This is a genomic window from Anaeromyxobacter oryzisoli (genome assembly GCF_022690765.1).
GTDB classification, from domain to species: domain Bacteria; phylum Myxococcota; class Myxococcia; order Myxococcales; family Anaeromyxobacteraceae; genus Anaeromyxobacter; species Anaeromyxobacter oryzisoli.
In genome coordinates, this window is record NZ_JALCZA010000151.1 from 1 (window position 1) to 3,399 (window position 3,399).

General features: G+C 66.4%; 3 protein-coding genes and 2 pseudogenes. 2 read left to right on the plus strand and 3 right to left on the minus strand.

Annotated elements, in window-relative coordinates; genetic code table 11:
• The 3 genes and pseudogenes from MNZ27_RS22960 to MNZ27_RS24320 form a co-directional block, all read right to left on the minus strand.
• Positions 1–552, minus strand: a pseudogene (locus MNZ27_RS22960) (transposase); the annotation flags it as partial.
• Positions 537–833: a transposase gene (locus MNZ27_RS24315; RefSeq protein WP_408629708.1), complete on the minus strand. Its 297-nt coding sequence runs from the start codon at positions 831–833 to the stop codon at positions 537–539. The gene MNZ27_RS24315 and the pseudogene MNZ27_RS22960, both read right to left, overlap by 16 nt.
• Before the next feature lies 1 nt (position 834).
• A pseudogene (locus MNZ27_RS24320) lies at positions 835–1,044 on the minus strand (transposase); the annotation flags it as partial.
• A 499-nt stretch (positions 1,045–1,543) separates the two neighbouring features.
• Here MNZ27_RS24320 and MNZ27_RS22970 point away from each other — a divergent pair.
• Both MNZ27_RS22970 and MNZ27_RS22975 read left to right on the plus strand, forming a co-directional pair.
• The gene (locus tag MNZ27_RS22970) at positions 1,544–2,023 is read left to right on the plus strand and encodes a hypothetical protein (protein WP_242396394.1); all 480 of its coding nucleotides are present in this window, start codon (positions 1,544–1,546) and stop codon (positions 2,021–2,023) included.
• Positions 2,016–3,020 carry a serine/threonine-protein kinase gene (locus tag MNZ27_RS22975; RefSeq protein WP_242396395.1) on the plus strand — a complete coding sequence of 335 codons (1,005 nt, stop codon included), beginning with the start codon at positions 2,016–2,018 and terminating at the stop codon, positions 3,018–3,020. Before MNZ27_RS22970 ends, MNZ27_RS22975 begins: the two co-directional genes overlap by 8 nt.
• The last annotated feature ends 379 nt before the right edge of the window (positions 3,021–3,399 follow it).

A 3,399-nucleotide genomic window follows, 5' to 3' on the forward strand; every position in this document is an offset into this window, starting at 1 on the left:
GGTGGCTGCTCCTCTTCGCGCGCGGCGGGCGCGGCTTGAGCGCGCGGTAGTAGGTAGCCTTCGGCAGTCCCAGCGCGGCGCACGACGACGCGATGCCGAGCCGGGCGCCGAGATCGGTGACCGCCTGCATCACTTCTCCTCGTCGGGCTTCGGCAGTTGGATCCCCAGCAGCTCCGAGACATTTTTTTGGAGCTCGACGAGGCCCTCGGCGCGTTCCGCGCGCCGCTGCAGACGCGCATTCTCGCGCTCGAGCTCCGCGACCTTCCGCTCGAGCGGGTGCGGGACCTTCGCGGGCGGTCCGCGCTTCTTGGGCGCGAGCCCGGCCAGCGCACCGCTGTCGCGGGCCCGCCGCCATTCCACGAGGTGCGACGAGTACAGGCCCTCGCGACGGAGCAGGGCGCCGATCTCGCCCGGCTTCGTACACGCCTCGGCCTCGGCCAAGACCTTGCGCTTGTACTCGGCGGTGAACTGCCGCCGCCGCGCCTTCGCGGTCACCTCGGTCTCCTGCCCAACCAACCCGATATCTGCGCTGCTGCTCACCGTGAAGTCCAAGCTCGCCCTTCTACACTAAACTCCGTAGGGGTCGTTGTCTCACTCACGTTGGCAGAGAGGGTGGGAGCACGCCGTGCCGTCCACTCGGTCACGAACGCCGCCACCAGCTTCTGGCACTCGGTCCTCGTCGGAGCGTTCATCATCTCGTGCAGCGCAGCCTTCGTCTTCGGCTGAAAGCTCTGTGGCAGCTTGTCGAGCACGTTGGCGATGATATGCACCCAGCAGCGCTCTTCCCGGGTCTCGGGAACACCTCGCGGATCGCCGCCCAGAACCGAGGGCACCGTCGCCCACCGCCACGACCGGCGCGCTCATCCCGCGCTTCTTGAGGTCGCGCAGCAGCGCCAGCCAGCTCTCGGTCGACTCGCGGCAGCCGTCCTCGAGCGCCACCACTTCCTTCGTGCCGTCCGGGCGGGCCCCGACCACGACCAGGGCGGCGAGTTGCTCGTCCTCCAGGCGCACGTTGAAGTGCACCCCATCCGCCCAGACGTACACGTAGTCGTCGGGTCCGCGAGCGGCCGCGCCCGCAAGGCCCGGTACTCCTCCTCGCAGGAGCTCGTGAACCGCATGATCGCGCTGGGCGAGAGCCCTGCCGCGTTCTCAACTAGGAGCGCCGCCAACCGCGAGGTGGATCCGTTGGCGACGCTGACTTTCCCCCCGAGTACGTTGTCCGAGTACGTGCGTGGCGCGACGCCGAGATATGACGGTAAGGTATGGATCGGGTGCAACATCCGGTTAAATTCGTATCCGCGCAGCCCCCCGGACGACACTAGCTCCGTGGCGAGCCCTTCGGGCGGCGCGCCGCGGGGCGGTGGTGACGAGGCATCGCGCTCGACGGCGCGTCGGTGCTGGATCCTCTCGCCGCACGCATGCAGACTGGTGGTGACCCGCATTCTTGTCGCCGGCTTGGCCGCCTGCTATAGCGACGACGCGATGGCGGCCGCGTCGCCCGGCTACTCGGGGCGCGCGAATCCTAGCCGCGACCGGGGGGTCGATGAGCGAACGATGGCTGGGGATTACGGTGTCTGGAGCGGAGGTCGTCGCGGTCGACCTTGACGTGCCTGCGACCGGCCCGCTCGTGGTAATCGCCGACAACTCGTTCCGGCTCGACACGAACGAGGATCGAGCGACGGCGTACCTGACAATCCATCGTCGAATCAGCCAGTACGTTCAGGAACGGAACATCCGGCAGGTCGTTGTTAAAAAGAGCGCGACGACGCGTCAGGCCGCGACGCTTGCTCTTCTCGAGTCCGCCGAGCTGCGCGGTGTCGTAGCGGCTGGCGCGGCGGGCGGCGGCGCGAAGGTCCTCTTCGCCGCGAAGGCGCAGCTCAGCAAGTCGTTCGGCGCGCGCAAGGTCGACGAGTACCTGAAGGACGACTCGTTCTGGACCGCCGAGATCACCGGGACCCTGAAGCACGGTAGCCGGGAAGCTGCATTCATCGTTCTCTGCGAGGTCCGGCCGCGCGATGCCTAGCCCGAAGGAGCTTCAGCTCGGCGCGGTGCTCGGCGAAGGCTTCTTCGGGCGCGTCTACATGGGAGACGACCCGATCCGGGGCGCCGTCGCGGTCAAGGTCTTGGTCAAGGAGTCCGGCGAATCGGATGCCGAGTGGCTGGCTCGCCGTGAGGCCGTCCTGAACGAGGGCGAGAACCTGACGAGGGCGGAACACGAGAACATCGTCCGCGTCTTCCACGTGCATCGAAATGCGGCGGGTGACCCGATGCTCGTCATGGAGTTCTGCTCGGGCGGCTCACTTCAGGGGAAGTATGAAGCTGGTCCGCTTCCGCTATTCGAAGTGAAGCGGATCGCGAGGGATGCGTGCTTCGGCCTCGCGGTGCTCCACGCGCGCGGCATGCTCCATCGCGACATCAAGCCGGGCAACATGCTCCTCGACAAGCGAGGCCGCACGAAGCTCGGCGATTTCGGGCTCGCAACGGATGCTCTAATTCTGGGGTACGCCTCGCAAAAGGGGTACGCGGATCACGTCGCCAAGGAAGTGTTCGACGGTAAGGGGACGAGTGTCAGGAGCGACATCTGGGCGCTCGGCATGACCCTCTACCGTCTCGCTCATGGACACCAATGGTATGTGTCCAACGGGCCGCCCAGCTCGCTAGTGCCGAGAGGAAAGTTTGCGCAACGCCTGAAATGGCTCCCGCACATCCCCAACGAGTGGCGCAGGCTGATTCGGAAGGCGATGAACGACGACCCGCAGCACCGGTTCCAGTCGGCGGAGGAACTCCAGAATGCGCTTGCCAGCGCACCCGCACCGGACTGGACGTGCGCCGTGGCGCCTGACCGAATCACATGGGAGCGCGACGAGGGGACGCGTCGCTACGAAGTGGAGTGGGCGCTCAACGGCAGACCGCCGGCGTGGGTCGCGTTTTCGGTCAACGTCTCGTCCGGTGCGCGCCGGAAGCTCAGGAGCGGAACGAGCGTTCACGACCTAGCGGTGCTTCTTCGCGCCAGAGGATGACGGCCGAGCGGCGAGGATGTACGGCCCCTTCTTGTCGGCCTTGCTGATCCGGTGAAGGCCCAACTCGCGCTTCACGATGGCGTGCCGCTCTGCGACGCACCGGTTGCAGAACGACTCGGTCGCCAGAACCCCGCGCACCGGCCGCCACGTCCGGCTACAGAAACGGCACTTCGGAAGCATGACTGAGCGTCCCCACACGAAAAAACGATACTGCTGCTATGTTCAGGTGGCAACTTTGAATCCGGCGTGATCCTGAGCCATCCCCTCAAATGAGGCCGAACACTTCACGGAACGTGGCCTGCTGACGAACCAGTTCGTCGAACTTCTGCATCAGCGGCCGCGCTCGCTCCTCGCGCATGCCGGGCAGGCAGTCGAAGTA

Bases quoted from the DNA above. Each gene is read 5' to 3' on its own strand.
- MNZ27_RS22970 (WP_242396394.1), top strand. From the start codon at position 1,544: ATGAGCGAACGATGGCTGGGGATTACGGTGTCTGGAGCGGAGGTCGTC.
- MNZ27_RS22975 (WP_242396395.1), top strand. From the start codon at position 2,016: ATGCCTAGCCCGAAGGAGCTTCAGCTCGGCGCGGTGCTCGGCGAAGGC.